The organism is Nonomuraea sp. LP-02, assembly GCF_036289125.1.
Lineage (GTDB): Bacteria > Actinomycetota > Actinomycetes > Streptosporangiales > Streptosporangiaceae > Nonomuraea > Nonomuraea bangladeshensis.
Window position 1 is genome coordinate 853580 of the sequence record NZ_JAXCLK010000002.1, and the last position, 26961, is coordinate 880540.

Annotated in this window: 23 protein-coding genes; 11 read left to right on the top strand and 12 right to left on the bottom strand. The window is 71.2% G+C overall.

All coding sequences use genetic code 11. The features are described from left to right. Window positions 1-148 precede the first annotated feature (148 nt). Complete coding sequence (locus tag SMD20_RS47250) at window positions 149-1009, top strand: sulfotransferase family protein (RefSeq protein WP_329594361.1); 861 nt, start codon at window positions 149-151, stop codon at window positions 1007-1009. A gap of 89 nt (window positions 1010-1098) precedes the next feature. Next, window positions 1099-2718, top strand: a complete 1620-nt coding sequence (locus SMD20_RS47255) for a sulfatase-like hydrolase/transferase (protein ID WP_329594363.1) — start codon at window positions 1099-1101, stop codon at window positions 2716-2718. Window positions 2719-2873: 155 nt separating this feature from the next. Here SMD20_RS47255 and SMD20_RS47260 read toward each other — a convergent pair whose 3' ends face one another. Beyond that, window positions 2874-3284, bottom strand: a complete 411-nt coding sequence (locus tag SMD20_RS47260) for a Clp protease N-terminal domain-containing protein (RefSeq protein WP_329594365.1) — start codon at window positions 3282-3284, stop codon at window positions 2874-2876. A 279-nt stretch (window positions 3285-3563) separates the two neighbouring features. On the opposite strand from SMD20_RS47260, the gene SMD20_RS47265 reads away from it, so the two are divergent. Genes SMD20_RS47265 through SMD20_RS47275 form a run of 3 tightly spaced genes read left to right on the top strand, consistent with a single transcriptional unit; the run spans window position 3564 to window position 6414 of the window. Beyond that, the gene (locus SMD20_RS47265) at window positions 3564-4286 is read left to right on the top strand and encodes an acetoacetate decarboxylase family protein (RefSeq protein WP_329594367.1); all 723 of its coding nucleotides are present in this window, start codon (window positions 3564-3566) and stop codon (window positions 4284-4286) included. 50 nt (window positions 4287-4336) lie between these two features. Further along, the gene (locus SMD20_RS47270; RefSeq protein WP_329594369.1) at window positions 4337-5677 is read left to right on the top strand and encodes an MFS transporter; all 1341 of its coding nucleotides are present in this window, start codon (window positions 4337-4339) and stop codon (window positions 5675-5677) included. Next, the gene (locus tag SMD20_RS47275) at window positions 5677-6414 is read left to right on the top strand and encodes an acetoacetate decarboxylase family protein (RefSeq protein WP_329594370.1); all 738 of its coding nucleotides are present in this window, start codon (window positions 5677-5679) and stop codon (window positions 6412-6414) included. The genes SMD20_RS47270 and SMD20_RS47275 overlap by 1 nt, the downstream gene beginning before the upstream one ends. 4 nt (window positions 6415-6418) lie before the next feature. Here the strand turns inward: SMD20_RS47275 and SMD20_RS47280 are convergent, their stop codons facing one another. The 4 genes from SMD20_RS47280 to SMD20_RS47295 form a co-directional block, all read right to left on the bottom strand. Further along, the gene (locus SMD20_RS47280) at window positions 6419-7081 is read right to left on the bottom strand and encodes a TetR/AcrR family transcriptional regulator (protein ID WP_329594372.1); all 663 of its coding nucleotides are present in this window, start codon (window positions 7079-7081) and stop codon (window positions 6419-6421) included. Between the two features lie 410 nt (window positions 7082-7491). Continuing rightward, a complete protein-coding gene (locus tag SMD20_RS47285) occupies window positions 7492-8118 on the bottom strand; it encodes a maleylpyruvate isomerase family mycothiol-dependent enzyme (RefSeq protein ID WP_329594374.1) in 627 nt (208 codons plus the stop codon). Between the two features lie 247 nt (window positions 8119-8365). After that, a complete protein-coding gene (gene sigJ / locus SMD20_RS47290; RefSeq protein ID WP_329594375.1) occupies window positions 8366-9253 on the bottom strand; it encodes an RNA polymerase sigma factor SigJ in 888 nt (295 codons plus the stop codon). Further along, on the bottom strand, window positions 9250-10437 hold the full coding sequence (locus SMD20_RS47295; RefSeq protein WP_329594377.1) for an NAD(P)/FAD-dependent oxidoreductase: 1188 nt from the start codon (window positions 10435-10437) through the stop codon (window positions 9250-9252). The genes sigJ and SMD20_RS47295 overlap by 4 nt, the downstream gene beginning before the upstream one ends. A 135-nt stretch (window positions 10438-10572) precedes the next feature. Between SMD20_RS47295 and SMD20_RS47300 the strand changes: the two genes are divergently transcribed. The 4 genes from SMD20_RS47300 (at window position 10573) to SMD20_RS47310 (ending at window position 15482) form a co-directional block, all read left to right on the top strand. Further along, window positions 10573-10998 carry a hypothetical protein gene (locus SMD20_RS47300; protein WP_329594378.1) on the top strand — a complete coding sequence of 142 codons (426 nt, stop codon included), beginning with the start codon at window positions 10573-10575 and terminating at the stop codon, window positions 10996-10998. A gap of 267 nt (window positions 10999-11265) precedes the next feature. Beyond that, window positions 11266-11553 carry an alpha/beta fold hydrolase gene (locus SMD20_RS48580; RefSeq protein ID WP_442942661.1) on the top strand — a complete coding sequence of 96 codons (288 nt, stop codon included), beginning with the start codon at window positions 11266-11268 and terminating at the stop codon, window positions 11551-11553. Window positions 11554-11928: 375 nt separating this feature from the next. Beyond that, entirely contained in the window at window positions 11929-12411 is a 483-nt protein-coding gene (locus SMD20_RS47305; RefSeq protein WP_329594380.1) for a hypothetical protein, read from the top strand. A gap of 98 nt (window positions 12412-12509) precedes the next feature. After that, window positions 12510-15482 carry a tetratricopeptide repeat protein gene (locus SMD20_RS47310; RefSeq protein WP_329594382.1) on the top strand — a complete coding sequence of 991 codons (2973 nt, stop codon included), beginning with the start codon at window positions 12510-12512 and terminating at the stop codon, window positions 15480-15482. Between the two features lie 163 nt (window positions 15483-15645). Here the strand turns inward: SMD20_RS47310 and SMD20_RS47315 are convergent, their stop codons facing one another. The 7 genes from SMD20_RS47315 to SMD20_RS47345 all read right to left on the bottom strand — a co-directional run bounded on the left by SMD20_RS47315 (window position 15646) and on the right by SMD20_RS47345 (window position 23788). After that, entirely contained in the window at window positions 15646-15963 is a 318-nt protein-coding gene (locus tag SMD20_RS47315; RefSeq protein ID WP_329594383.1) for a hypothetical protein, read from the bottom strand. Window positions 15964-16170: 207 nt separating this feature from the next. After that, window positions 16171-17049, bottom strand: coding sequence for a sugar phosphate isomerase/epimerase family protein (locus tag SMD20_RS47320; protein WP_329594385.1), 879 nt, complete (start codon window positions 17047-17049; stop codon window positions 16171-16173). Next, a complete protein-coding gene (locus tag SMD20_RS47325) occupies window positions 17046-17987 on the bottom strand; it encodes an NAD-dependent epimerase/dehydratase family protein (protein ID WP_329594387.1) in 942 nt (313 codons plus the stop codon). The genes SMD20_RS47320 and SMD20_RS47325 overlap by 4 nt, the downstream gene beginning before the upstream one ends. A gap of 2 nt (window positions 17988-17989) precedes the next feature. Further along, a complete protein-coding gene (locus SMD20_RS47330) occupies window positions 17990-19417 on the bottom strand; it encodes an MFS transporter (protein WP_329594389.1) in 1428 nt (475 codons plus the stop codon). A 62-nt stretch (window positions 19418-19479) separates the two neighbouring features. Continuing rightward, window positions 19480-20961: an FAD-dependent tricarballylate dehydrogenase TcuA gene (gene tcuA, locus SMD20_RS47335; RefSeq protein WP_329594391.1), complete on the bottom strand. Its 1482-nt coding sequence runs from the start codon at window positions 20959-20961 to the stop codon at window positions 19480-19482. A 23-nt stretch (window positions 20962-20984) separates the two neighbouring features. After that, a complete protein-coding gene (locus tag SMD20_RS47340; RefSeq protein ID WP_329594392.1) occupies window positions 20985-21989 on the bottom strand; it encodes a zinc-dependent alcohol dehydrogenase in 1005 nt (334 codons plus the stop codon). Then, a complete protein-coding gene (locus SMD20_RS47345) occupies window positions 21986-23788 on the bottom strand; it encodes a thiamine pyrophosphate-binding protein (RefSeq protein WP_329594394.1) in 1803 nt (600 codons plus the stop codon). The genes SMD20_RS47340 and SMD20_RS47345 overlap by 4 nt, the downstream gene beginning before the upstream one ends. 143 nt (window positions 23789-23931) lie before the next feature. Here SMD20_RS47345 and SMD20_RS47350 point away from each other — a divergent pair, with 143 nt between their 5' ends. Together SMD20_RS47350 and SMD20_RS47355 are read left to right on the top strand one after the other, a co-directional pair. Continuing rightward, window positions 23932-25368 (top strand): aldehyde dehydrogenase family protein, encoded by a 1437-nt coding sequence (locus SMD20_RS47350; RefSeq protein WP_329594396.1) that lies wholly within the window; start codon window positions 23932-23934, stop codon window positions 25366-25368. A gap of 11 nt (window positions 25369-25379) precedes the next feature. Continuing rightward, complete coding sequence (locus SMD20_RS47355) at window positions 25380-26954, top strand: FAD-dependent oxidoreductase (RefSeq protein ID WP_329594397.1); 1575 nt, start codon at window positions 25380-25382, stop codon at window positions 26952-26954. Window positions 26955-26961: the final 7 nt, after the last annotated feature.

Here is a 26961-nt window from a genome sequence, read left to right on the forward strand (position 1 = left end):
CCGCAGGACCCGGCTGCCGGCTCGCGCTCCAGGCGTACGCGCCGCCCTCCCCGAACCTCACAGGACGGGTTAACCGGGGGTTCACCGGTCACCCGTACCTTGACGGGCCATGAGCTGGAAGTACAGGGCGAACGCGACACTCGAGGGATTGACCGGTTACACACTCACCCGCGCGGGGAGGCAGCGGGCGGCCGGGCCGCCGAAGCCGCCGCCGGCGCCCAGGCCCGCCCCCGAGACGCAGCGGCTGCCCGGCGACGTGGTGCGCGGGCCGGTGGACCCGGCCCACGACCGGCTGCTGCGTGAGCCCGTCTTCCTGCTGTCGTCGGTGCGGTCCGGCTCGACCCTGCTGCGGGTGATCCTCAACTCGCACAGCAGGATCCACTCGCCCATCGAGACCCACTTCCGCCGCATGACGGTGGGGTTCACCACCGAGCCCGTACGGCAGGCGATGCAACTGCTCGGCCACACCCACAGCGACGTCGAGCACCTCGTCTGGGACCGGATGCTGCACCGGGAGCTCCAGTGCAGCGGCAAGCCGATCCTGGTGGAGAAGACGCCGAGCAACGTGTTCGTGTGGCAGCGGCTCAAGACGTGCTGGCCGGACGCCAGGTTCGTCTTCCTGCTGCGGCACCCGATGTCGATCGTGCAGTCGTGGCACGAGGCCGACCCCGCCAAGCGTCCCATGACCGAGGCCGTGCCGCGGACGCTCGCGTACATGACCTACCTGCAGGAGGCCCGTACCCGCCTGGAGGGTCACACGCTGCGCTACGAGGAGCTGGTCGCGGACCCGGAGGGCACGCTCAAGCCGCTCTGCGCGTTCCTGGGCGTGGAGTGGGAGCCAGGAATGCTCCAGTACGGAGACAAGAACCACGGAGCCTTCGAGAAAGGAGTGGGGGACTGGCGGGACAAGATCAAGAGCGGCACGGTCGTCGCCGGCCGCCCGTTGCCCTCGACCGACGAGCTGCCTCCCGAGCTCAAGGAGATCGCGAGGCTCTGGGGCTACTGCTGACGGCTGACCCGGTTCCGTTCCTGCAGAGTCCGCCTGCCGTTCTTCCGTGCTTCGCATGTCGATCATGCACGGGGTCGAAGGTGTCGTGAATGATCCCCGCTCCCTCGCGCCGGACCCTCCTGGCCGGCGCGCTCGCCGGCCTGTCCGTCCGCTCCGCCGCCGCGTCGCCGGCGCAGGCGGAGGTCGCGCCCCGGCCCAACTTCCTGATCATCCTCGCTGATGACCTGGGCTGGGGCGAGATCGGCATCCAGGGGCAGAAGAAGATCGCCACCCCTGCCATCGACCGCCTGGCCGCCGAAGGAGTGCGGTTCGAGACCGCCTACTCGGGAGCGCCGCTCTGCGCGCCCTCGCGCTGCTCCCTGCTCACCGGCCTGCACGCCGGGCACGCCACCGTGCGCGAGAACCCGGAGGGCGGCCCGCAGCGCGCGCTGATCGAGAACGACCTGACCTTCGCCGAGCTGCTCCAGCTGTCCGGTTACCGCACCGCGTGCATCGGCAAATGGGGCTTCGGGCCCGAGCTGCCCGGCCAGCCGTCCCACCCGAACGAGCGCGGCTTCGACGAGTTCTTCGGCTACATCACGCACCGCCACGCCCACCAGTACTACCCCCGCTACCTGTGGCACAACGGCGGCAAGGTGGCGCTGAGCGGCAGGGCGTACGCGCCCGGCCTGTTTCTGCGGCGGGCCGTCGACTTCATCAAGGAGCCGTCCGACCAGCCGTTCCTGCTCTACTTCCCGACCATCCTGCCGCACTCGCCGAGCGTGGTCCCTGGCGACGCCGGTCCGTACGAGAACAAGCCGTGGACCAGGCCCAACCGGCGCCACGCCGCCCAGGTCACCCTGCTGGACTCGCACGTGGAACAGCTCGTGACCACGCTGCGCGAGACCGGCAAGGCCGCGAACACGATCGTGCTGTTCATGAGCGACAACGGCCCGCACCGCGAGAAGGGCGTGACCCCCGGCCTGTTCGATTCCAACGGCCCGCTCCGCGCCGACAAGCGTGACCTGTACGAGGGCGGCATCCGGGTGCCGCTGATCGCCTGGTCGCCGAAGCTGAGCTCCCGGGTCGAGACGCGGCCGGTGGCCTACTGGGACGTGCTGCCGACGCTGGCCGACCTGGCCGGGGTGCCGGCGCCCGACGGGATCGACGGCCGCTCGTTCCGCGGCATGTTCGACGGCGGCGACGGGCCCGATCACCACCATCTGGTGTGGAACCGGCCGCGCAAGGCGCAGGCGATCCGCCGCGGCCGGTGGAAGGCGATCAGGTTCGCGCCCGGCATCGCGGGCGCCGGCCCCGACGGCCGGATCGAGCTGTACGACCTCGACACCGACCTCGGCGAGCGGAAGGACCTGTCGTCCGACCGGCCGGAGCTGGTCGGCGAGCTGATGGAGCTGCTCGACCAGTCGATCGGCCCCGATCCCCGCCGCCCGTACGGGTTGAGGATGACCGCCTCGGGCGACCGGGTCACCGTGACGCTCGTCAACGGCTCGGCCGTCACCTGGCGGAGGGTACGGCTCGCGCTGGACCTGCCGCGCGGGCGCAAGGCGACCGCCCGCCAGGAGGCGGCCGAGCTGGCGCCCGGCGAGAAGATCAGCGCGACCTTCCGGGTCCCCGGGCGCGGGGCGGTCACCGGGTCGGCGTCCTTCCGCACGGGCAGCGGGCGGCACACGTTCCGCCGTACGTACAACCACCAGCGCAGTCTCGTATGAGAGGGCGAACGCCGCCGAGATCAGCTGGACCGGGTCACGCGCGTCCAGCTTGCTCTACGTACGCCTTGGCCGCGGCGAGCAAAGTGAGGACCTCGGGTTCGCGCCGGGACGGCCGCGGCAAGGATCCTACGACGCGTTGATCATCTGGAGCGAGCTCAGAGGACGTCGCCGCCCCGGAGAACCTTGACGATCTGATCGCGGGCTTGTTGCAGGCCGATGCCCAGGGCCTCCGTTCCACCCTCATGCAGGAGGCCGAGCAGGAGGTGTTCGGTGCCGACGTACCGGTGCCCGAGCCCGGCCGCCTCACGGCGGGCTGCCTCCGTGAGGCGGACGAGGTCTGCGCTGATCGCTCGGGTGCGCGTGGCGCCGAGGTCGACGCCGAGGCTGTTGAGCGTCATGACGGCCACGCCCTCGCCCAGGCGGGCAAGAGCCGTCAACAGGTGGTCGGCGGTAACACGGTCATGTCCCTGAGCCCTTGCTTCCTGCTCGGCCAGGTCCAGCGCCCGCCGAGCACGAACCGTCAAGAGGCGCTCCAGGGGTTGATGAAGGGTCGTCTTCCTCAGCATGGCGCCTCCGTCTGCGCGAGCAACTGACAACAGCATGGTGGCGCTGAGACGCGGATCGGTGAAGGTCTTGGCCCAGCCAGCGAAGAACTCGTCCGAGGCTATCGCGACGCTGTTGGTTCCGCGAGTTCGTCGACGCGTATCCGAACGTGGCCACTGTCGCTCCCGAGGAGCGCGGGCCGGGCCTGACCTGGGTGTTCGGCTCTTGACGTGACAGCGCTGCGCTCGCCATACTCTCGGAACAAAACTCAACTCGACTCAAGTTAAGTTTCGGAGAGCGCCGTGCGCCAGACCATCGCCACCATTCCGAGCTGGTCGCCCCTCTATCCCCTGGGCGTCCACGAGTTCCGCGACACCGAGAACCTCACCCTGCTCTGCCGCACCCGCCCGGGGCTGGTCGGTGAGCTGCTGCCGTACCCGCTGACCGCCACGGGCGACTACCTGCGCGTCAAGTGGTCGCGCGTCGGCAGGGTCGTCGACCTCACCGACATGCTCAACATGGAGTTCATCCTGCCGTGCGCCTTCGAGGGCGAGGCCGGCTCGCACGTCCCGCTCGAATACATTGAGAGCGACATGGGCCTGTGCGTCGGCCGCGAGGTGTTCGCCTGGCCCAAGAAAGGCGGCGAGCTCACCTGGGAGCAGGACGGTGAGGGCCGCATCCACCTGGAGTGCCGCAGGAACGGACGCACCCTGATCACCACCGACTTCACCCCCGGCCCGCCCGCCCCGGCCTCCTGGCCCGCCGCCGGCCCCACCTTCCAGGTGCGCCACCTGACCACGCCGCGCGAGGACGTCCCGGTCACCGCCGAGACCATCCGCTTCGAGTTCCCCGCCGCCGCCCTGCGCGAGCCGGTCTTCGGCCGGGCCACCCTGGAGCTGCACGACGGCCCCGGCGACCCGCTGGAGTTCCTCGGTCCGCTGGAGGTCGTCGCGGCCCGCGTCGACTTCACCGATTTCGACTTCGGGCCCGGCGACATCGTCGGCCGCTCCGAGCTCGCCGCCTGAGGCTCCGCCGTGTCCATCCCCCTCGTGAACCCCCCGGAAGAGGACCGCGCGTGAAAGAGCCGATGACCCTGGACGACCTGCCCCTGCGCCCGTTTCACCTGCGCATCGCGGCGGTCGTCGGCGGCGGTATGTTCATCGACGGCTACATCCTCGGCATCGTGATCTTCGCCTTCCCCGCCATCCCGGCCGCCTTCGGCATGACGCCGGTCTGGAGCGGCCTGGTGTCGGCCGCCCCACTGGTCGGCTTGTTCGTCGGCGGCCTGGTGTTCGGCCGGCTGACCGACCGGTTCGGCCGCAAGGACCTGTTCCGCCTCCACCTGCTGGCCATGGTGGTGATCTCGGTGCTGCAGGTGTTCACCGCCGCACCGTGGCAGCTCGTCGCGCTGCGGCTGGTGCTGGGCCTGGCGATCGGCGGCGACTACGCCATCGGCCCCGGCCTGCTGGCCGAGTTCACCCCGCGCAAGCTGCGCACGGCCGTGATGAGCGCGCTCGGCGTGCTGTGGGCGCTGGGCTACCTCGTGGCCACCGTCGCCGGCTACTACGTCGCCGGGCTGGGCAGCCCGGACGCCTGGAAATGGGCGCTGGCCACCAGCGCGATCCCGTCCCTGATCGTGCTGATCATGCGGACCGGCGCGCCCGAGTCGCCGCGCTGGCTGATCAGCCAGGGCCGCGCCGAGGAGGCCCGCCGCATCGTGGACAGGTGGCTCGGCCCCGATGTCGCGCTGCCGCCCGCGGACGGCGCGCGCGCCGCCGGCGCCGGCTCCTGGCGGCGGCTGTTCGCGCCCGACATGTGGCGCAGGACGGCCGTTTCCGGTCTGTTCTGGATGGCGCTGGCGATCCCGAACTTCTCCCTGTTCGTCTTCCTGCCGGACGTGCTCGCAGCGCTGAAGGTGGACGACGAGTTCCTCGGCACCGTACTGCCGTGCGCGTTCGCGCTGCTCGGCGCGATCATCGGCATCTTCCTGCTGCCCCGCATGGGACGGCGGACCGCGCTGATCGGCTTCATGGCGGCGCTGACGGCCATCTGCCTGTGGATCGGCCTGGCACCGAACCCGCCCTGGCTCACCGTGACGCTGTTCGTGCTGTTCGGGCTGCTGCTGGCGCTGGTGGCCAACCTGGAGTTCATCTACCCCAGCGAGCTGTTCCCCACCGAGCTGCGGGCCTCCGGCCTCGGCCTGGCCTCGGCCATCAGCCGGATCGGGGCCGCTGCTGGAACGTTCCTGCTGCCGATAGGGCTGGAAAGCCTCGGCGTGGCCGGCGTCATGGTGGCCACCGCCGTGGTGCTGCTGCTCGGCATCGCGGTCACCGCCGCCTGGGCGCCCGAGACCAACGGCGCGGCCCTGGACGAACCGGTCGCCGCTCCCCTCGCCCCGCGACCCCAAGGACTGTGATGCGTACCGGCTACGACCCCCTCGACTTCTGGCGGCGGCTCGACTACCCGCCGGCGGCGCAGCCGTACTCCGCGCCCGGCCTGAGCACCGTCACCGTGTACTGCCGCGGCGACGCCGAGGAGCTGGAGCGGCTGCTGCGGCCCACCCCGTTCCTGCCCGCCGACGACCGGTTCGCGATCAGCTTCGCCGACTTCTCCACCGCCTCCAACGGCGGCTTCATGGACTGCGGCGTCATCGTCCCGGTCCGCTACGGCGACCTCGTCGGCGGCTTCTACCTGGCAGAGTACGAGAACCACTCCTGGAGCGTGGCCGCCGGCCGCGAGCTGTGGGGCTATCCCAAGCGCATGGCCGCCATGCGCGTCGAGCGCGACGGCGACCGGATCGCCTGCACGGTCTCCGCGGAGGGCCGCACCCTGGTGGACCTGGAATGGGAGGCCGACGACGCGGCGCCCGAGCCACCGGGGCTGCGACTCTACCCGCACCTGCTGGTACGGGCCGTCCCGCAGGTGGACGGGCCCGGCTTCGCCCGGTTCGACGTGCTGTCCCGGGACACCTCGCCGGACTTCGTCCTGCACGAGGAGCGGCGCGGGCGCGCCCGGCTGCGCCTGGGCGAGGGTCTGGTGCACGCCGGCGAGCACCTGACGGTCGCCGGCGTGCTGGGCGCGGTCCACACGGTCGGCGACTTCGCCTCCACCGCGCGGCACGGGCTCCCGACGGTGCTGGCCCGGCTCGCCTGACCGGTCAGCCGCTCCGACCGGCCCTGCCTTCCTCGCCCCTGCCCCCCTCGTCCCGTACGAACGTCGCCAGGTAGGCCCGCATGACGACCTTGGCCTGGGCGAGGAGGTCAGGCCGGTCGGGGCCCGGCCCCAGCGCCGCCTGCACGAGGTAATTGCCGACCATGGTGGTCACCGTGTAGGCGACGTCGGGGGCGTCGAGCCGCCCGCCGGAGCTGTCGTACAGCAACCGCTGGACGCAGGCCGTGAGGTGGTCCTGCAACTGGGCCTGCGCTTTGAGGACCTGCTCGCTCATGTGGGTGCGGTTCCACAGCTCGCGCACCACGGGATCGCGGTGGAACTCCTCGAAGGCGTCCACGACCGCGTCGTTGGCCTCCTCCCACGACCCGTACGTGCGGGCCGCGACCTCCTCGATCAGCTCGTACGCCCGGTCCATGTACCGGAACGTCAGCTCCTCCAGCACGGCCTGCACGCTGGGGAAGTAGGTGTACAACGAGCCGGAGTTGACCCCCGACCGCTCGATGAGCGTCACCGGCGAGGCCACGCAGCCGTCGTAGCCGAGCTCCTTGACCAGGGACTCGGCGGCGGCGAGGACGCGCTCGACCTTGTCCCGGCTGCGGGCCTGGATCGGCGTGCGCCGCAGGGCGCTGCCCGACGCTCGGGAACCCACCGGACCTCCTGTCTCGCCGCCTGTCTCGCCGCCTCCAGTCTCCCACGCGAGCCGGGCGGCGGGACAATCCGGCACCGTCGCCTGCGCGGGACGGCCATGCCCGACACGACCTGCTCGGCCTGCTCACGCAGATCCCCCAGCCTCAGAGGAGGCGACGCCTATGACCTGGACAAGGAGTGGCAGCGTCGCTTCCCTCGAATGAACGGTAGCCTCGCCCGCGGCTACGTCCTGACCATCTCCTGGCAGTGCCACGGACCTCGCCAACCCTTGGTCCGGGTTGCTGCAGGGGCAGCTGCAGTCGGTCCTGGAGGAGTGGGACCGCTCCGCCGCAGGAATGCGCACATGAGCCGATTCCCGACCAGGCCGCCGACGCCGACGAGTTGTCCCTGGGGTCACACCCGGACCGATCGTCACGAGGCCGTGGCGAGGACGGCGACTCCGGGGCCGGCAAGCTCGTCCAGCGCCACTCGCCGCCCGGAGACGGCCAGGAGCAGCGAAAGCGCGGTCCCGCGCACTTCGGGACCGTCTCCGATCGACAGGTCGACGTCCGATGCCGTCAGCTTGACACGGGCCGTGAGCTCCTTGGCTCCGCCGAAAGACGCCGGGGTGCGAGCCTGGAGGCGGAGCGACCTGACGACGGCCTGCTCCGGGTAGGAGCGGGCGAGCCCCAAGGGCCGGCGGATGTCCTCGCCATGGACGAGCTCCTCGACGAGCCGGCTCTCCAGGGGCGCCGGAGGGGTCGTCTTCCTCAAGGCCACCTGACGAAGCCGCTCCAACGTATCCTGCGGCGAGGCGCCGCGCTCGCGCTCCACACCATGCGCGTTCTGGCGGTGGAAGTCGAACCGCGCCCGGACGAGACCGACCACGAACCCGAGGCGCGTCGTCCGAGCCGTGTCGACCAGATGGGCGGCCACGTCATGCACGGTCCACCCTTCGCACAGTGACGGCTTCCGCCACTGCTCGCCATCGAGGTGCGTGAGGTCATCGATCAGCGCCATGCGCTCCGCGTGCACCATCGACCAGACATCGTCCTTCACGGCTTCTCCGTCGCTCGACCGTAATGATTCGTCGAGTGAGACCCGCGGCGCGGCGAGAACTCATCGGCACACTCGGGCACAAGCGGAGCACGAGCTTGGCCGGCAGGTCCTCGCCCGGGCCCGCCTACGCGCGGGCGACGCGCTGACTCATCGGCAAGGAGGTGTCCAGCAGTCGAACGGAACGCTCGTGGAACTCGGCGCGATCGGCATACGGCACGCCCAGCAGCTAGCAGATTGCCGACTCCTCCTACCGGCTGATCTGACGCGGAGCCGCCACCGCGAGAAGTTTGTCTGGGTTGCGAATGGCGTAGAAGTTGGTGATCTTCCCGTCGGCGATCTCGATCAGGAAGACGCCTTCCAGCCGCTCGCCGCTGAGAACCACCGCGGGCGTGTTGTTGCAGTTGACCATCTCGACCCGCAGGTCCGCCAGCCGCTTCAGGCGGAACAGGTTCATGAGGACCGCGGCCACCCTCTCCGCGCCCACCACCGGCCGGCGCGCCGCGGTGACCTTGCCGCCGCTGTCGGCGGTCCAGGTGACGTCCGGCGCGAGCAGCGACATCAGCCCTTCCAGGTCGCCGGTGGCCGCCGCGGTCATGAACCGCTCGGTGATCCGCGCGCTCGTGGCGGCGTCGACGGGCTCGAAGCGCCTGCGCCGCGCCCGTACGTGCTCGCGGGCACGGTGCGCCACCTGGCGCACCGTCACCACGGACTTGCCCACCGCCGTGGCGATGTCGTGGTACTCGAAGCCGAACACCTCGCGCAGCACGAACACCGCACGCTCATCGGGGGTGAGCGTTTCGAGCAGCACGAGCATCGCCATCGACACCGACTCGGCGAGCAGCACGTCGGCCGAGGCGTCGTTCTCCAGCAGCAGCGGCTCGGGCAGCCAGGATCCGATGTACTCCTCGCGACGGCGCGTGCTGGCCCGCAGGGCGTTGAGCGCCTGCCGGGTCACCAGCCGTGCCAGATACGACTTGGTGTCCCGCACCGTCGCGAGCTCCACTTCGGCCCACCGCAGATAGCTTTCCTGCAGTACGTCGTCGGATTCGGTCACCGAGCCGAGGATCTCGTAGACGATCGTGAACAGCAGCGGCCGCAACGGGGTGAACCGCTCGGCATGCTCATCGGTGCTCACGGGGAGGTGATCACCCGCACAGCTGAGGTCGGCTGCCCGGGACGCGGGCCGCCCTTGAGCCAGACGACGGAACCCGGCTCACGGGCCTCACGGCGAATCCTCGACACTGCGAACTTGCAGGTCGCCTCCTTGATCACCGCGCCCACGCGACCGCCGACGTAGACGTTCACCGCGGCGTCGTCCTTGCCGGCGACCTGCCGTACGGCGCTCCGCCGGCCGAGGCTGACACACGCCCCCGAGAAGGCCAGGTTGATCACGGCCGGTTCGGTCCCCGCGATGCGGCTCAGCACGGTGTTGGCGGCCTGCGCCCCGAGCGGCCCGGCGGCGTAGCAGCTCATCCGCAGCGGCCGCCCCGACGGTGCGGCGGCGTCGCCGGCCGCGACGATGCGGTCGTCGTCGAGGCTGGTCAGCGTCTCGTCGGTGAGCAGCCGGCCCAGTGCGTCGGTACGCAGCCCGCTCGCCGCCGCCAACTGCGGCACCCCGAAACCGCCCGCCCAGATGGTCAGCGCACTCGCACGCACCGCACCCTCGGCGAAGACGACCGCATCCGGCCGGACCTCACTGACCATGGCATCCTCGAGCATCGCGACGCCGTGCCGGGACAGCCACTTGGCCACGGCCCGGCGGCCTGACGGGCTGAATGACGGAGCCAGGCTCCGGCCACACACCAGCGTGACCTCGCGTCCTTGCTCGGCCAGCTCGGCGGCCGTCTCGATGCCGGTCAACCCACCGCCGACCACGGTGACCGGAGTATCGGGAGTCAGCTCGTTCAGCCTGCCGCGCAGCCGCTGCGCGGCCTCGAACTCAGCGATGTCGAACGCGAATTCGGCCGCGCCGGGCACCGATGGGGGTATCGCTCCGGTGCTGCCGATCGCGTAGAGGACGTAGTCGTAGTCCAGCGCGCGGCCCGACGCCAGCCGCACCGTGCGTGCGGCGGTGTCGATGCGCGTGGCGCTGTCGACGACCAACTGGATGCCCTCGCCCAGCAGGGTGCCGTAGTCCACCGTGGCCTCGCCGGTGCCGGCCACGAACTGGTGCAGCCGGACGCGTTCGACGAACTCCGGGCGGGGATTGACCAGCGTGATGTCGACGTCGGCGCGCATCCGCAGATGGTTGGCCGCAAGTGTGCCGGCGTAACCGCCGCCGATGACGACGACCTTGTGGGGTGTGCTGTGTTCGGTCATGCCCTCAGGACACCGCGGACCGCTGAAACGTGACAGGACGCGATGTGATACGCGTCACTCCGCTCAAGAGCGCGGGAACACGTGCTCGCGGCCCCGATCCGGAAACGCCCGAACCACCGTGACACCATAGGCGTCGTGATCCCCGCGGATGAGCTTGTCAGCCGAAAGCTGCTCCAGGTGACGGTGTCCTGGCACACTCATCCCAGCGATGATCAAGCCTCGCTGGTGCATATGTGGTTGCACCTGACCGATCTCGGCCCGGTTCGCTTTCACACCGCACCCGACGCCTCGATCGAGCTGACGCTCGATCAACCACACAACTCCTATGACATGGACGAGTACGGCCAGGTCGTCGTCGGTCCCGCCGCAGAGAACTTTCTGATGAGCCGATTCATCGGCCAGTCGATCCGAGCCGTTCACCGCATCATCGACCACCGGGTCGAGACGGAGATCGGCCTCCGGCTCGAACTCGATCACGGCGAGGTGCGCATCCTCAACCTGGGCGACGAACTGGTCATCACCGACACTGCTCTGCCGGACGCGCTCGAAGGGGCAGAGTAACCCGCGGGAATGACCAGAGCGAGGAGAAAGATCCATCTTCCCGCTTCTGTCGCTGGCTTGATCTCACCGTCAGAAGCCAGGGGATCCTGATCGTGGCCGAGACCATGCCACCACGCGCGATGGCCGCAAGCTGCACTACGTCACCGCGGGCAGCGGTGATCCTCTGGTGGTGTTCGAGGCCGGCGGCAGCGGTTCACGAACGATCTGGGGCCTGGTGCAGCAGCAGGTGGCCCGAAGCATCGGCACACTCGCCTACGACCGCGCGGGATTCAGCCGCAGCCAGCCGGATGCCGCACCTCGCACCCTGGACCGGATCGTCGACGACCCGGGCTCGACTCCGTTGACCTCGGTCGGTGCGTCCTTGTCGGGCACAGCCTCGGAGGACCGATCTGCCGGCTGCTCACCTACCGTCGCCCCGAACTGGTGGCGGGCCTGGTCCTGGTGGACCAGGACGCCGAGGACCGCGAGCAATCTTCTCACCGCCCCCTGGCCAGACTCGGGAATATGGGAGCCCCGGCCAGGCGCCGCCTGTACAGGCGTTTCCGCCCGAGGTGATCGCAGAAATACGCGGTGAGGAGTTCACCACGGCCGTCCTGCGCGCCCACCGGGCCGAGGCGCGGCACCTGGCGGAGGGCTGCCGCGCGCTGCGGCAGCTGACCGAGAACCAGCCGTTTGCCCGATGGGCCCGTCACTCTCATCTCCGCGGCCACCGGCAAGAAGCGTTCCGGCAGCATGCAGGCCCAGATCGCCGCCAGTCACCGGCGGCTGGCCCGATCGCTCCCCCCAGGGGAGGCACGTGTGGGCCGAGGGGAGCGGGCACATGGTGCCGGCCGAGGCACCCGAGGTCATCGTGAAGGAGGGCGCATAACCGGCGGGGAATCTTCTTCGCTTTCGGCCCCGCTTGCGATGGTCCGGGAGCACTCTGGAGGTATGTCCAAGACGGGCGCGGGTTCCGGACGCGGGTCGATGTCGCGGGTGCGGCGCGGGGTGGTCATCGCGGCCCCGGTGGTGATGGCCGCGTTGCTGGTGGTCGGGCTGGTGGGCTTCTTCGCCGACCCGCTGCGGCTGCCGCCGGAGGTCCTGGAGGTCCTCGATCAGCGGGCCAGCGTGGTGAGCATGTTCATCGGGGCGGCCGGGTTGGTGATCGCGGTGGCCGCGCTGCTGCTGCAGCTGCGATCTGATCGCAGGCAAGCCACGGCCGAGACGCCCGACGCCTCGGATGCCGGGCCGCGCACACCAGCGGTCGCCGCGCCGCCGGTGCAGCTTCCCCCGGCAGCGGGCGCGCAGACGCAGCTGAACATGCCGGCCGCGGGCGGCACTGTGAACGCGGTCCAGGGCGGCACTCTGAACATCCACAATCCCGCCGCCCCTGACGCCCGGCCGGGCGGTGGTGGGCAGGAGCCGTCGTCGTGACTGAGCCGCCGTCACCCGGTGCGACCGCCGCGCCTCGGGACAAGGTGCAGGTGAACGCGCCGGCTGCGGGCGGGGTGGTCAACGCGGTCCAGGACGGGGTGCTGAACGTCTACCAGTGGAAGCCCGCCTACCGGATCGAGGACTTCCCGGCCGCGCCGCGGCCGGTGCGTCCGGCCCGGGTACGGGCGCAGCCGTCACTGTTGTTGCGGGCCGGATCTCGGGTGGTGCCCTTCACCGGCCGGCAGGAGGACCTGCGGAAGCTGGCCGGCTGGCGTGATGACGAGGACGTGCCCGGGCTGGGGGTGCGGCTGTTGCACGGGCCGGGCGGGCAGGGCAAGACCCGGCTGGCCGCCCGGTTCGCCGAGCTGTCGCGCCAGGCCGGATGGCGGGTGTGGCAGGCCGGCACCAACCCGCCGGGCGTCGCACCGGCGGGCGCCATCGCGGCCGAGGTGGGTGCGCGCGGGGCCGGACTGCTGCTGGTGGTGGACTATGCCGAGCGCTGGCCGGTGCCGGCCCTGTACGAGCTGCTGCAGGAGCCGGTCCTGCACGCGGGCCGGGTGCGGGTGCTGCTGCTGGCCCGACCGGCCGGGGTGTGGTGGGACAGCGTCGCCGCCTGGGCCGAGCGGGTGCTGGACGTCGACGCCGACGCCCAGGCGTTGCCGCCGCTGGTCGTCGAGCCGGCGATGCGGCAGCGGCTGTTCGCCGAAGCGCGCGATCACTTCGCCGCCGAGCTCGCCCTGCCGGCCGAGGAAGCGGCGACGATTGCTCCGCCCGCGGGCCTGGCCGACGACGCCGAGTACGCCCAGGTGCTGACCGTGCACATCGCGGCGCTGGCCGCGGTCGACGCTCACCGTCACGGTGAGGAGGAACCCGGCGACCCGGCGCGGGCCTCGGCCTATCTGCTGCGCCGCGAGCGCGAGCACTGGGCCGAGCTGCACCGCCGCCTGCATGAGCCGCTGGTCAGTGACCCGGTCACCATGGGCCGGGCGGTCTTCACCGCGACGTTCACCCGGCCGCTGGCCCGTCCGGACGCCCGCCGGGCGTTGCGGCACGCCGATCTGGCCGAGACCGTCGAACGGGCGAACACCCTGCTCGATGATCACGGTTTCTGCTATCCGCCGGCTCAGGCGGGCACGGTGCTGGAGCCGCTGTATCCGGACCGGCTCGCGGAAGACTTCGCCGCCTTGGCGATTCCCGGCCCCGCCGCGGCCGGGCTTGCCGGTGATGACTGGGCCGGTCACGCCTTGTCCGGCTTGCTTTCCGGCCCGGCCGGGCAAGCCGGCCAGGGGCAGGTGCCGCCGTGGATCCGTCCGGCCTTGACCATGCTGATCGAGACCGCTCGCCGATGGCCGCACGTGGCCGCCACGCAGCTGTACCCGCTGCTCGCCGCCCGGCCCGAGTTGATGCTGTACGCCGGCGGCGCGGCGCTGGCCCGTCTGGCCGGCCTGCCCGGCATCGAACCCATCCTGTTGCAACACATCGAGGCTCACCTGCCGGCCGGCCGGCACATCGACCTGGACATCGGCATGGCCGCGCTGTCCACCCGGCTGACCGCGCACCGCCTGGCCACCACCACCGACCCGGCCGAGCGCGCTGCCCTCCACGCCGGCCATGCCCTGCGTCTGGCCAACGCCGGTCAGCATCGGCCCGCCTTGGAGGCCAGCCAACAGGCCGTCACCCTGTATAGGGAACTGGCCGGGCTCGACCGCGACGCCCACCTGTCCAACCTGGCCGGCTCGCTGAACAACCACGCGAACCGGTTGGTGGAGATGGGGCGGCGGGCCGAAGCCGTACCGATCTCCGAGCAGGCAGTCGAGCTGTATGGGGAGCTGGCCGGGCTCAACCGTGACGCCCATCTGCCGTACCTGGCGACCTCGTTGAACAACCACGCCGCCCTGCTGGCGGAGGTGGGGCGGCGGGCCGAAGCCGTCGAGATGTCCGAGCAGGGCGTCGCTCTGCACCGGGAGCTGGCCGAGCTCAACCCCGATGCCTATCTGCCGTACCTGGCGATCTCGCTGAACAACCACGCTCTCCGGTTGGCGGAGGTGGGGCGGCGGGCCGAAGCCGTTGAGGTGTCCGAGCAGGGCGTCGCTCTGTGCCGGGAGTTGGCCGGGCTCAACCCCGATGCCTATCTGCCGGATCTGGCGACCGCCCTGAACAACCACGCAAACCGGTTGGCGGAGATGGGGTGGCATGCCGAAGCCGTACCGATCTCCGAGCAGGCCGTCGCCCTGCGCCGGGAGCTGGCCGGGCTGAACCGCGACGCTTATCTGCCGTACCTGGCCGGCTCGCTGAGCAACCACGCCGCCCTGCTGGCGGAGGTGGGGCGGCGCGCCGAAGCCGTCGAGGTGTCCGAGCAGGGCGACGCTCTGTGGCGGGAGCTGGCCGGGCTGAACCGCGATGCCTATCTGCAGGACCTGGCGACCTCGCTGAACAACCATGCCGCCCTGCTGGCGGGGGTAGGGCGGCGGGCCGAAGCCGTACCGATCTCCGAGCAGGCCATCGCCCTGCGCCGCGAGCTGGCCGGGCTGAACCACAATGCCTATCTGCAGGACCTGGCGACCTCGCTGAACAACCATGCCGCCCTGCTGGCCGGGATGGGGCGGCGGGCCGAAGCCGTACCGATCTCCGAGCAGGCCGTCGCTCTGTGCCAGGAGTTGGCCGAGCTCAACCGCGATGCGTTTCTGCCGGACCTGGCCGGCTCGCTGAACAACCACGCAAACCTGCTGGCGGAGGTGGGGCGGCGGGCCGAAGCCGTCGAGGTGTCCGAGCAGGCCGTCGCTCTGCGCCTGGAGCTGGCCGAGCTCAACCGCGATGCCTATCTGCCTGACTACATACAGAGTCTCGTTGTCCGCGGATGGACGCTGAGCGAGGCGCAGCAGTACGGCGACGCTGTCACGCCCCTTGTCGAGGCGTTGGCTGCCGGCCCGGAGCTACCCGAGTTCGCACGAGAGATTCTCCACCGCGCCGTCGCGGTCCTGCAGGAGGCGCACCAGAGAAGCCCTGCAGAAGTCGATGCGGCCTTCGAGACCCTCACGGGCCAGACCTTCACCAAGACGATCAGCGAGTGAAGGCGCGTCCCTCAACACGATTGTCAACCGAGGGGCTCGATCAGGAGAGAAGCCTCCGATGCGGTGAAGAGGTCGAATCCGCACCACACGGAGGCTTCATGTCCCGCCGTAACGCCCGGATGGCCGCCGGAATTGCACCGCGACCGGATGAGCCTGTGGCGAATCAGATTGTTTGATATCCGACCGAGATCGGCCACGAGGTGCTGCTGCATTTGGCATTTGATTTGACGGAATTGGCAACCCATGGGCCGTACACCGTGGTGTAGCCACCACTACTGTTCTGGCAGAAGAGCACGACCCGTGTCTGGGTCACCCCGGTGCCGCTGCACAGCGCCCAGCCGGTGCCGCCGGGAGTGCCGATCTGCGCGTCAGTGCTGCAGGTCGCCGCCTGAGCGGGAGCAGCCGGTGACATGAGAATCGTCGCGGCGGCGATCCCGGCCGCCGCGGCCGCCGAAAAGGCGAACTTCTTGGTGCGGCCCATTAGCTACCTCCTTCGGTGTCGATCTTCCGCTTGATCGTAGCCACAGCTTTGGTGGATATCCATAGGGAATGGCATGCGTTTTTGAGCGGGCGATTTTACGGGCCGGCCGCAAGACAGTTGTTCTTGGTCCGGAAAAAGAAATGGTCTGTCAGTGAGCTGTTTTCTCCGTGGGCCGGCGCGATCAAGGCGGCAGGTGGGCCGGGATGCTCAGGCGGCCGACGGAGAGGTGCCGGCCGGGTGCCATGGCACCGCGCCCGTCTTCTCCAGGCTCCAGCCCAGCTTCTCGAAGGTGGCGATGTCGTCGTGCAGGCGGGGCAGCGGCGGTTCGAGGTCGACGAGCTCGAAGATGGTGACGCCGTCGAAGCCGATGGAGCGCAGTGCTTCGGCGTAGCGGGCGAAGTCGACCTCACCCCGTCCCGGTGAGGTGTGGGCCCACTGGTCGCGCCAGGTGTCGCTCATGTGGGCGATCCGGATCCGGTGGCCGGCCGTGCGGACGCCGTCCAGCGGGTCCTCCTGGTTGATGGTATTGGCGACGTCGTAGGCGATGCCGAGGTTCGGGGCGCCGATCTCGTCGACGACCTCCGAGAGTTGGCGCGCGTCGCCGAGGTAGCCGTAGGGGCTGGTCTCCAGGGCGATCGTCACCCCCAGCTGCTCCGCCCGGTCCAGCAGGACGTGCAGTGCCTGGTCGAGCCACCAGCGGCAGGCCTCGGCGGGTGCAGGGGACAGCGCGTGCCTGCGGCCGGGGATGAGGATGACGATCGGGGCTTCGAGGTCGTGGGCGAGTTCGATCTCACCGAGGACGGCGTCGAGGCTGGCCCGGCGGAAGTCGTTGCTGGGGCTGATCAGGTTGATGTCCAGGAAGCCGGGGTTGACGGAGGTGACGGTCAGCCCGAGGGTGGCGAGCTCGCGGCGCAGCTCGTGGCGTTCGTACGCGCCGAAGCCGCTCGTCTGCAGATGGGGCGCGGCCGTGGTGATCTCGATCTGCCGGAACCCGGTCGCGGCCAGGCCCCGGAGCGCGTCGTGGAACGGTGTCTGGTGGAGCCAGCTGTAGGTGGTACCACCGAGGGCGAGAGCGGGTCGAGTCACGGGTTGATTCCTTGTGTGAGGGGGTGGCCGGTTTCGAGGTCGGCCAGGGTGCGGGCGAGCCCCTCGGGCAGCGGGACGCGGGGGGTGTAGCCGAGCGCGCGGGCTCGCGTGATGTCGAGTGCGCCCTTGCGTGCCGCGGTGACGCCCGGCGCCAGCTCCAGCGGCCCGTCGCCGAGGTCGACCTGCCAGCTCGGGCGGAGTTTCGCGATTTCGGCGGCGAGTTCGCGCATGTCGACGGCGTGACCGGTGGCGAGATTGTAGGCGCGGTGGCCGAGCCGCTCGGCGTGCAGCACGAGGAGGATTCCGTTGATCACGTCGTCCACGTAGGTGAAGTCGATGCGCTGGTCGCCGCCGTGGGCGAGCCGGCTCGGGCGGCCGTCCGCCGCGTCCTGGAGCCAGGGGTGGGGCAGCCGCCGGCGAGGGAATCCCGGCCCGTACACCCAGCACAGCCGGACGGCGGCGTAGGGCAGCCCGTGCTGGTCGGCGTAGTACTCGCCGAGCCGCTCGACCGCGTACTTCGTGATGCCGTAGGGGGAGATGGGCAGTGCCGGGTCGTCCTCCCGGATCGGGTCCCGCACGAAGTGGCCGTAGGTCTCCTCGGAGGAGAGGTCGACGACACGGCGGACCCGGCCGACGCGACAGACCGCTTCGAACAGGGCGACCGCGCCGTCGACGTTGACGTTCACGGCGGTGGGCAGGCCGGCGACGCTGGCGGTGACGCCGACGACCGCGGCGGCGTGCACCACCTCCGTCACCGCGTACGTCCGCAGCACGTGTTCGAGGTGGGATCCGTCGGTGACGTCGCCGACGATCTCCGTCACGGAAGGCGGAAGCGATCCTCGCGTGTGCCGGTCGAAGCTGACCACCCGCTCGCCGAGGCCGGCGAGCCCGCGTACGAGCGGGTGTCCGAGAAAGCCCGCGCCGCCTGTCACGAGCACGGTCACAGGGTCTGCCTTCTCATCCCGGGGACGGAGGGGGCGGTGCGCCGGCTGTAGTCCTCGGCCAGGTCCCGGCCGGAGGTCTCCGCCATGGCCACGATCGCGATCATGCTGAGCACGCCGGCCGCGACGATGTACAGCGACACCATCCACGACCCGCCATCGGCGGCGATCACCAGGGAGGACGCGATGAGGGGCGCGGGGCCGCCGCCGACGATGTTGGAGACGTTGAGGCCGAGGCCGGCGCCCGTCGTCCGGTAGCGGGTCGGGAACAGCTCCGAGTTGATCGCCGCGCTCAGCCCCCAGGTGGCGGCGTGCCCGACGGCCAGGGCCAGCACCACGCCGATCCCGGTCAGGAGGATGGAGCCGCTGGAGACCAGGGCGAACAGCGGGAAGGCGAGCACGGTCAGGAACACGACCCCGAAGAGGTAGACCTTCTTGCGGCCGACGCGGTCGGACAGCCGGCCGAAGAGCGGGATGGTGAACAGCTCGACGGCCGCGGCGATCATCACACAGGCCAGGATGGCTCCGCGGGGGTAGTCCATCGTCGTCGTCGCGTAGCTGACCAGGAAGGTCGCGGCCATGTAGAAGCCGATGTCGGGCACGAAGCGGATCCCGATGGCGATCAGCACCTGCCGCCACGAGTACCTGAACACCTCGACGAGCGGGGCGCGGGTGGACATCTCGCCGGCCGCGGTGGCACGCCTGAACTCGGGGGACTCCATGATCCGGACCCGGATGTACAGGCCGATCCCGACCAGGACCGCGCTGGCCAGGAAGGGGATCCGCCAGCCCCAGCTCTGGACGAACTCGTCCGATCCGAGGCCGACGAGGGCGAACGCGCCGCTGGACATGAGCAACCCGAGCGGGGAGCCGAGCTGGACGAAGGACGCGAGGAAGCCGCGGTTGCCCCGCCCGGCGTACTCGGAGGCGAGCACGGTGGCGCCGCCCCACTCGCCGCCGAGGGCCAGCCCCTGGATCAGCCGCAGCGTCACCAGCAGGATCGGCGCGAGGACCCCCGCGGTGGAGTAGGTCGGCAGGAGGCCGATGGCGAAGGTGGCCACGCCCATCAGCACGAGCGAGAACACCAGGGCCTTCTTGCGCCCGACCCGGTCGCCGACGTGGCCGAGGACGATGGCGCCGATCGGCCGCACCACGAAGCCCACCGCGAAGGTCGCGAACGCCGCGAGCGTGCCCAGCGCGGGGGAGAAGGTCGGGAAGAACAGTTCGTTGAGTACGAGCGCCGCCGCCGTGCCGTACACGAAGAAGTCGTAGTACTCCACGGCGGTCCCGATGACGCCGGAGGAGACGGCGGTGCGGACGTCTTTCGGGTCGGGGGACGTGTCGGTCGGAGTCGGGTCGGTCGGAGTCGGGTCGGTCGGAGTCGGGTCGGTCGGAGTCGGGTCGGTCGGAGTCGGGTCGGTGGTCATGATGGTCTCCGCTTCGCAGGGGGGTCGAAGGGCCGGTGGTTCCGGTGAGCCGCCGGGAGTTGTCAGGCCACGGAGCCGGCCCGTCGGCCGAACACCATTCCGGCGGTCAGGCCCGTGCCGCCCGGGTAGTTGCCGCTGAACAGGCCACCCAGCGCCTCGCCCGCCGCGAACAGCCCGGGAACGGCGGTGCCGTCCTCGCGCAGTACGCGCCCGTGGTCGTCACCCTTCAGTCCTCCGAAGGTGAAGGTGATGCCGCAGGTTACCGGGTACGCGTAGAAGGGCGGACGGTCGATCGGCGAGGACCAGTTGCTCTTCGGGGGAGTCACGTGGGCGCGCCTGCCGTCCTTGACGGTGGGATCGAACGGGCGGTCCGTGTCGATCGACGCGTTGAACTCCTTGACCGTGGCGGAGAGCGTCGCGGCGTCGATGCCGAGGCCGTCGGCGAGTTCCGCGATGCTGTCGGCCTGGACGACGCTGATGCCCGGCATGTCGTACTCCTCGGTGCGGAGCAGTGGCCGGAGCCTGGCGTCGTAGATCTGGTAGGCGATCGAGCCGGGCTGGCGCAGGATCTCCCGGCCGTATTTGGCGTAGGTGTAGTTGCGGAAGTCGGCGCCCTCGTCGAGGAACCGCCTGCCTTCGGCGTTCACGACGATGCCGAGCGGATAGCTCTGCCGGGTGAGGCGGTTGGTCAGCTCGCGGTTGCTCTCGTTGTGCTCGGCGAGGGCGTCCCAGGCCACGCTGTGGCAGGTCGTCCAGTCGCCGCCGCGGGCGGCGCCGAGTTCGAGCGCGCGGAGCAGGAGCTCGCCGGTGTTGTACGGCGTGCCGCGGACCTTCGCCTTGGCCCATCCGGCGCCGAGGTGCTCCTCCCGCATCTCGGGGTTGGCCTCGAACCCGCCCGAGGCCACGATCACCGAGTCCGCCCGCAGTTCGCCGGCGGCGCCGTCGGCGGTCTCGTACCGGACGCCGGTCACGCTCCCGTCGTCGCCGGTGAGGAAGCCCGTCGCCTGGTGGCCGTAGCGGATGGTGACGCCCTCGGCCTCGGCGACGCGGGTGTGGTCGGCGACGAGGCCGACGCCGCCGCCGACGTTGCCGACGTGCAGGCCGCCCCAGAACAGGTAGCCGCCGTCCTCGCGCTCGTACGCCTGGCGCTCGTACATGAGCCGGTACCGGACGCCCTTGGCGGCGAGCCAGCGGATCGTGTCCGCGCTGTCGCCGATCAGCAGCTCGGTCATCCGGGCGTCGTTGCGTCCGCCGGTCACCTTGACCAGGTCGGCGGCGAACTCGTCCGCCGAGTAGGCGGGCACCACGGTACGGGAGTGCCGCTCGTCGGGTTCGACGAAGTCCAGCAGGTCCTCCAGACCGGCGTGGACGATGCGGGTCGCGCCCGCCGTGTAGTAGCTGTTTCCGCCCGCCAGCTCGCGCGGGGCGCGTTCCAGCAGGACCACGTGGCGCCCGCGTTCGGCGGCCGCGTGGGCCGCGGAGAAACCGGCGTTGCCGCCGCCTACGACGACGACGTCCGCGCGGTCGGGCGATGGGTTGCTCAACGTCTCCACCTTTCGCGTGGGGTTCAGGGATGCAGCAGCACCTTGGTCGCCTGCCGGGACTCGACCAGCTCCAGCGCGCGCTGGTGGGCCGACAGGGGCACGGTGTGCGTGACGATGGATTCCAGCCCGGGGGCGGCGCCGAGCCGGGCGGGCACGGAGGCCCAGGTGGAGACGTCGTAGGCGCGGGAGCCGACGATCGTCTGCTCGTTCCAGGAGAGCTGGGCGGAGGAGAAGCGGGCCTCCTCGGCCGGCAGCCCGACGCAGATCAGCCGCCCGCCGCGGCCGAGCAGTCCGGTCGCGGTGGTCACCGCCGAGGCGGTGCCGGCGGTCTCGAACACCACGTCGAAGCGGCCGTTCAGGGCCTCGACCTCGTCCGGGGTGGTGGCGATCTCGGCCGCGCCGAGCTCCTTCGCCCGCGCCACCTGCGCGGTGTCGTCGGCCCTGCCGACCACGGTGACCCGCCTGCCGGCGAGGGCTCCGAGGGTGAGCAGGCCGATGGTCCCCGGGCCGATGACGCAGACGTCGTCGGCGGGGTCGAGCCGGGCGACGTCCACGGCGTGCGCCGCGACGGCGAAGGGCTCGGCGAGGACGGCCAGCCGGTCGGGCAGGTCCGGGGGCAGGATCGCGAGGTTGCGCGCCGGCACGGCGAACCGCTCGGCGAACACCCCGTCCACGTCGAGCCCGAGGACCTTGCGGCTCTCGCACAGCATGGACCGGCCCCGGCGGCACCAGACGCAGGCGCCGCACGTGAGGTGCGCGCTGCCGACGACGCGGCTGCCGACGGGGACGGCGGTGCCGGGTCCGGCCTCGACCACGCGGCCGGCGTATTCGTGGCCGAGCACGAGCGGGAAGTTCGGGGCGTACCCGCTGCCGGGGCCGTAGTCGCCGTGGATCATCCCCAGGTCGGTGTGGCACAGACCGGCGGCCACCAGTTCGAGCAGCACCTCCCCCTCGGCGGGCCGGGGGTCGGGGAGGTCGGCCCATTCCAGCGCGCCCGGACCGGGTGCGGTTTTGATCAGCGCTTTCATCGCGTTCCTTCCTGGGCTTCCGGCCAGCCGAACGACGGCGTGGGGTGGGGGAGCGGCGGCAGCTCCCAGGTGGCCGCCGACGGCAGGCCGACCGCGTCGTCGACGCGTACGTCGACCACGACGGGACGGCGCATGTCGATCGCCGTCCTGAACGCCGACCCGAGGTCGGATGCCTCGGTGACGGTGAGCCCCTCGCCGCCCATCGAGCGGGCGAGCGCGGCGAAGTCCGCCGAGTACGGCGTGCGGCTCGCGACGTGCTCGAAGCTCGTGGCGAGCTGCCGGTCCGCGCCGAAGTAGAGCTTCTGCTGGTCGCGGATGGAGATGTATCCGCCGTTGTTCCAGACGACCCAGACGGCGGGGATGTCGTACTCGACGGCGGTCGCCACGGCGCTGGGGAACATCAGGAACCCTCCGTCGCCGACGACCGCGACGGAGGGGCGGTCCGGCGCGGCGAGGTGCGCGCCGAGCACGCCGCCGACGCCGAAGCCCATCGACGCGTAACCCCAGCTCTGCAGCACGGTACGGGGCGCGTCGGTGCGCCAGTTCTGCACGATCCAGTTGTGGTGCACGCCCACGTCGCTGAGCAGGATGCCGTCCGTGGGCAGCGCGCCGCGCAGCTCGGCGAGCACGCGCTCGGGACGGATGGGGGAGGCGTCGGAGTGGTCGTGCGGCTCGGTGTGCGCGGTCCACTTCGCCTTCGCCTCGCCGAGCTCGTCCAGCCAGCGGCGGCGCCCCTCGGCGACCTCGCCGGCCGGCGGGAAGTCGGGCAGGCGCTCGCGCAGCTGGGCGAGGACCTCGCGCGGCGAGGCGCAGATGCCCAGCGTGGGGGGGAAATTGCGGCCCAGCTCCTGCGCGTCCACGTGGACGTGGACGAGTTTCGTGGGCGGGAAGGAGTAGGTGTAGCCCGGCAGCCACGAGCTGGTCGACCGGTCGTCGAAACGGGTGCCGAACGCGAGCACCAGATCGGCGTTCCTGGTCGCGTGGTTGGCCTGGTAGGTGCCGTTGCGGCCGGTCGCGCCCAGCGCCAGCGGATCGCTGTACGGGAACCCCGACTTGCCCAGCGGCGACGTCGCGACCGGGAAGCCGTTCTCCCTGGCGAAGGCCAGCAGCTCCGCCTCCGCCTCGCCGCCCTCCACCCCGGACCCGGCGACGATCACGACGCGCGCGGCGTCGCGGATGAGCGCGCAGGCCGCGTCGAGCTCGGCGCGCCCGGCGCCCGGTGCGGAGGTCCGGCCGGTGCCCCAGTCCGCGGGGTCGGGGACTGGCTCGTCCGTGCGGTCGACGAACACGTCCAGCGGCACGTCCAGGTGCACGGGGCCGGGGCGGCCGCCGCGCATCTGCGCGAACGCCTGCCGCAGCATGAGCGGGAGCTGCTCGGCGCGGGTGGCCTGGTAGCTGCGCTTCACGTACGGCCGGACCACGCTGGGGAAGTCGGCCTGGAAGTGCCGCCCCGTCTCCTGGAACGGCCCGCGGTTGAACTGGCTGGTCGCGACGTTGCCGGTGATGGCGAGGAAGGCGGAGTCGTCCATCAGCGCGGAGCCGAGGGCGATGGGCAGGTTGGCCGAGCCGGGGCCGCATGAGGTGAAGGTCGCCAGTGGCTGGTGCGTGATCCGGTAGTAGGCGTCCGCGATGAACCCCGCCAGCGACTCGTGGTGGACCGAGATCGTCGTGATGTCGTCCTGCCGTTCCACGAGCGCGTCCAGCAGACCGAGGTCCCCGTGGCCGCAGAGACCGACGGCGTAGGGCACGTTCTCGCGGACCAGGTATTCGGTGATGATCTGTGCGCCGGTGAGGCTCACAGCTGACCTCCATGATTGATTCCGCTGGTAGGAGCACAGCGATCTTCATTGCATTGCATCACACGCAACGCCTTGCATGATGTGAGATCGTAGGTAGTCTCTGACTCGCACGTCAACGGGTCGTGCAGGTGAAGGAGATCTGAATGAGCACAGCGGCACGTGTGAGCGGCCTCTACATCGACGGCGAGTGGCGGGACGCGGCCGGCCGGATCGAGGTCGTGGACAAGTACTCCGGCGACGTGCTCGCCGACGTCGCCGAGGCCACGCCGGCCCACGCCAAGGACGCGATCGCCGGCGCGTACCGCGCCTCGGAGAGCCCGCTCGACGAGGGCGAGCGAGCCCGCATCCTGCTCCGGGTCGCCGACCTGATGGAGGAGAGGGCGGATCAGCTCGTCGACGACTACGTGGGGGAGACCGGCTTCCTGGAGGCCGACGCGCGGGGCGAGCTGCGGCGGGCCGTGGGGATCTACCGGCTGAGCGCCGAGGAGGCGCTGCGCGTCGCGGGTGAGCAGGTCCCGCTCGCCGCGACCCCCGGGAGCGAGAACCGCCTGGCCTTCACCACCCGCGTCCCCGTCGGCGTGGTCGTCGCGATCTCACCGTTCAACGCCCCCCTTTCCACCGTGGCGCACAAGGTCGGCCCGGCCATCGCGGCGGGCAACGCGGTCGTGCTCAAGCCGGCCGAGAAGACGCCGCTGAGCGCGATCAACGTCGTGCGGGCGTTCATCGACGCGGGGCTGCCGCCGGGCCTGCTGCAACTGGTGTGCGCGCCGGGCGGTGCGATCGGGCCCGCGCTGCTCGACGACGACCGGGTGCGCTTCTACACCTTCACCGGCTCGACCGCGGTGGGGCGGGTCATCTCGGCCGGCGCCGGCCTGGCCAGGACCCATCTCGAACTGGGCTCCAACAGCGTCTCGATCGTCGCCGCCGACGCCCGGCTCGACGATGTGGTGAGGCTGGTCGCGACGGCGGGCTTCCGCAAGGCCGGCCAGGTGTGCACCAGCGTGCAGCGGATCCTGGTCGAGCACGTCCGGTTCGACGAGCTGACCGAGGCGCTGGCCGACCGGGTCGCCGGGCTCAAGGCCGGAGATCCGCGGGCGGCGGGCACCGATGTGGGCCCGCTCATCTCCGAGGCCGCCTCCCGGCGCGCCGCGACCTGGGTCGAGACGGCGGGCAGGTCCGCGCGGCTGCGGGTCGGCGGCGAGCGCTCCGGCAGCGTGCTCACGCCGGCCCTGCTGGCCGAGCCGCCCGAGGAGAGCGAGGTGCTGACCGAGGAGATCTTCGCGCCGGTCGTGTCCGTCGTCCCGGTGCGCGATGTCGACGACGCGATCGCCAGGGTCAACGCGGGCCGGTACGGACTGCAGGCCGGCGTCTTCACCCAGGATCTCGACCGCGCGTTCCACGCCGCCCGCACCCTGCGCGTCGGCGGCGTCATGATCAACGACACCTCCAGCTACCACGCCGACGCCATGCCGTACGGCGGGGTCAAGGACAGCGGGCACGGTGTGGAGGGGCCCCGGTACGCGGTCCAGGACATGACCGACCCGCGGATCGTCGTGCTCAACCTGCGCCGGCCGGAATGAGAGGAAGATCGATGAGCGAGACGTACGACGTCGTCGTCGCCGGGAGCGGCGCCGCGGGCCTCACGGCAGCCCTGGCCGCGGCCGCCGGCGGCGCCCGCACCCTGGTGATCGAGTCGGCGAGCGAGATCGGCGGCACCAGCGCGCTCTCGGGCGGGCGGGTGTGGCTGCCCGCCAACGGCACGCCCGAGAACGCGGGCGACTCCGACGAACTGGCGAACCGGTACCTCGACCAGATCTTCGACCCCCGGTACGAGCCGATGACGCGCACGTTCGTCCGGGAGGCCCGCGCGATGGCCGCCTTCGTGGAGAAGCACTCCCCGCACCGGTTCGTCGTCTGCCCGAACTACCCCGACTACCACCAGGACTACGCCGGGGCGACCCGCGGCGGGCGCTGCTTCGACGTGGCGCCGGTCGACCTCAACGAACTGGTCCCCCAGGCGTGGTCGGTCCGCCAGCCGCCGGGCTACAGCCCGATCACCCACGCCGAGTGGGAGAAGTGGCGCTACCCGGCCAACATCGACCATGACCTGCTCGCGGCCAGAATGGCCCAGGGGATCCGCACCGGCGGCCTCGGCCTGGTCGCCGCGCTGCTCGACGGGGCCGTCAGGGCCGGCGCCACGGTCATGACCGACACCGCGCTGACCGGGGTGCTCATCGGCGACGGCGCCGTCAGCGGCGTGCGGGTACGCACCGGCGACGGCGAGCGGACCATCCAGGCGTCCTCGGTCGTGCTGGCCACCGGCGCGTTCGACGCGACGGACGAGCTGCGCCACCGGCTGCTGCCCGCCGGGCTCGGCGTGTCCGCCTCGGCGCCCAGCGACACCGGGATCGCCCTCACCATCGCCGACGACCTCGGCCTGCCCGTCGACAACCTGTCCGAGGGCTGGTGGATGCCCATGGCGCGCCCCGAGGGCGACCTCGTCGAGGGCGTGCCATATCCGCGCGGCCTGGTGCGCGAGCGCGGGGTCCCGCGGCAGATCGTGGTCAACCGGCAGGGCCGGCGCTTCGTCGACGAGGCGGTGCCATACAACGAGTTCGGCAAGGCCATGCACCGGCTCGAACCCGGCGACGAAGCGTACCTGATCTTCGACCAGGGCTTCCGCGAGCGCTACCCGCTCCCCGGGCTGACGCCGGACGGCCCGCTGCCGGGCCACATCGTCACCGGCGAGGACCTCGCCACGCTCGCCGGTCGCATCGGCGTGGACCCGGACGGGCTCGCCGCGACCGTCGAGCGCTGGAACGGCTTCTGCGCCGAGGGCGTGGACCACGACTTCCAGCGTGGCGGCGACGCCTACGACGACTACTACGGCGACCCCTGGCAGGAGGGCAACCACTGCCTGGGCCCGATCGACCGGGCGCCGTACTACGCGATGCGCGTGTACTCCGGAGTGATCGGGTCCAAGGGCGGGCCCGTCACCGACACCGCCGGGCGCGCCCTCACCCGTGAGGGGTCGCCCCTGCCCGGACTGTACGCGGTCGGCAACGCCGCGGCCTTCTGGACCCGCGACGGCTACCCGGGGCCGGGGGCGACCCTCGCCGTGGGCATGACCTTCGGCTACCTCGCGGGCCTGGACACCGTCCGCTGAACGACGC

Bases quoted from the DNA above. Each gene is read 5' to 3' on its own strand.
- SMD20_RS47260 (WP_329594365.1), bottom strand. From the start codon at position 3,284: ATGCTGAGGAAGACGACCCTTCATCAACCCCTGGAGCGCCTCTTGACG.
- SMD20_RS47355 (WP_329594397.1), top strand. From the start codon at position 25,380: ATGAGCGAGACGTACGACGTCGTCGTCGCCGGGAGCGGCGCCGCGGGC.
- SMD20_RS47315 (WP_329594383.1), bottom strand. From the start codon at position 15,963: ATGGGCCGCACCAAGAAGTTCGCCTTTTCGGCGGCCGCGGCGGCCGGG.
- SMD20_RS47275 (WP_329594370.1), top strand. From the start codon at position 5,677: ATGCGTACCGGCTACGACCCCCTCGACTTCTGGCGGCGGCTCGACTAC.
- SMD20_RS47350 (WP_329594396.1), top strand. From the start codon at position 23,932: ATGAGCACAGCGGCACGTGTGAGCGGCCTCTACATCGACGGCGAGTGG.
- SMD20_RS47255 (WP_329594363.1), top strand. From the start codon at position 1,099: ATGATCCCCGCTCCCTCGCGCCGGACCCTCCTGGCCGGCGCGCTCGCC.
- SMD20_RS47295 (WP_329594377.1), bottom strand. From the start codon at position 10,437: ATGACCGAACACAGCACACCCCACAAGGTCGTCGTCATCGGCGGCGGT.
- SMD20_RS47340 (WP_329594392.1), bottom strand. From the start codon at position 21,989: ATGAAAGCGCTGATCAAAACCGCACCCGGTCCGGGCGCGCTGGAATGG.
- SMD20_RS47305 (WP_329594380.1), top strand. From the start codon at position 11,929: ATGTCCAAGACGGGCGCGGGTTCCGGACGCGGGTCGATGTCGCGGGTG.
- SMD20_RS47330 (WP_329594389.1), bottom strand. From the start codon at position 19,417: ATGACCACCGACCCGACTCCGACCGACCCGACTCCGACCGACCCGACT.